The 1,054-nt window shown below is 69.1% G+C and carries 1 protein-coding gene and 1 pseudogene; both read left to right on the top strand.

Annotated features, from left to right (window positions below; translation table 11 throughout):
- On the top strand, positions 1 to 251 hold a 251-nt coding region (locus ACIKT0_RS18890), incomplete at its 5' end, for a PepSY domain-containing protein (RefSeq protein WP_407106837.1).
- A gap of 76 nt (positions 252 to 327) precedes the next feature.
- Positions 328 to 969 (top strand): annotated as a pseudogene (locus ACIKT0_RS18885) (response regulator transcription factor); the annotation flags it as partial.
- Positions 970 to 1,054 lie beyond the last annotated feature (85 nt).

The following is a 1,054-nucleotide window of genomic DNA, read 5'->3' as shown; positions in this document are numbered from 1 at the left end:
GCTCACGCCCGCGGCGGCGACGCGGCCGGAAAGACAGTCGGTGCCGCCGCGCGATCATCGCCAAGCGCGCCGTTCCGCTGTCGCAGGCGGTGCGCTCGGCGCGCGAGGCATGGTCGGGCGAGGTGATCGACTATCGGCTGTGCACCTACGCCGGCAGCCTCGCCTACGAACTCACGCTCCTCAACGCCGACGGCAAGGTGGCCCGCGTCAGGGTCGACGCCGCCGACGGCCATCTGCTCGGGGTGAGATAACCATGCGCGAAGCTGCTCTCACCGCCGCCCGTTCCGGAGCGCTATAACCAGCGGCTCAACCGCCGAGGCCTGTCCAATGCGCCTGCTCGTCGTCGAGGACGATCCCGACCTCAATCGCCAGATCACCGCCGCGCTGGAGGAGGCCGGCTACGCCGTGGACCGGGCGTTCGACGGCGAGGAAGGCCATTTCCTCGGCGACACGGAGCCCTACGACGCCATCGTGCTCGACATCGGCCTGCCCAAGATGGACGGGATCAGCGTGCTCGAGCAGTGGCGGCGCGACGGCAAGACCACGCCGGTGCTGATCCTGACGGCGCGCGACCGCTGGTCGGACAAGGTCCAGGGCTTCGACGCCGGGGCCGACGACTATGTGCCGAAGCCGTTCCACATGGAGGAGATCCTCGCCCGGCTGCGAGCCCTGCTGCGGCGCGCCAGCGGTCACGCCTCGAGCGAACTGCTGTGCGGGCCGGTGCGCCTCGACACCCGCGCCGGCCGGGTCACGATCGACGGCCGGGCCGTCAAGCTGACCTCGCACGAATACCGGCTGCTCGCCTATCTGATGCACCATCAGGGCCGCGTGGTGTCGCGCACCGAGCTTGTCGAGCATCTCTACGACCAGGACTTCGACCGCGACTCCAACACGATCGAGGTGTTCGTCGGGCGTCTGCGCAAGAAGCTCGGCGCCGACGTGATCCAGACCGTGCGCGGGCTGGGCTACGGTGAGCGTGTCGATCTCGAGCCCCTGCGCCTCCGAGAAGTCGTAGATGTCCTCGAACAGCTCGTCGAACTCGTTGACCGCCGAG

The sequence above is a fragment of the Hansschlegelia beijingensis genome (genome assembly GCF_045505405.1).
Classification (GTDB): domain Bacteria; phylum Pseudomonadota; class Alphaproteobacteria; order Rhizobiales; family Methylopilaceae; genus Methylopila; species Methylopila beijingensis_A.
The sequence above is the reverse complement of the archived record's forward strand: the minus strand, read 5'-3'. Positions and strand labels throughout refer to the sequence as shown.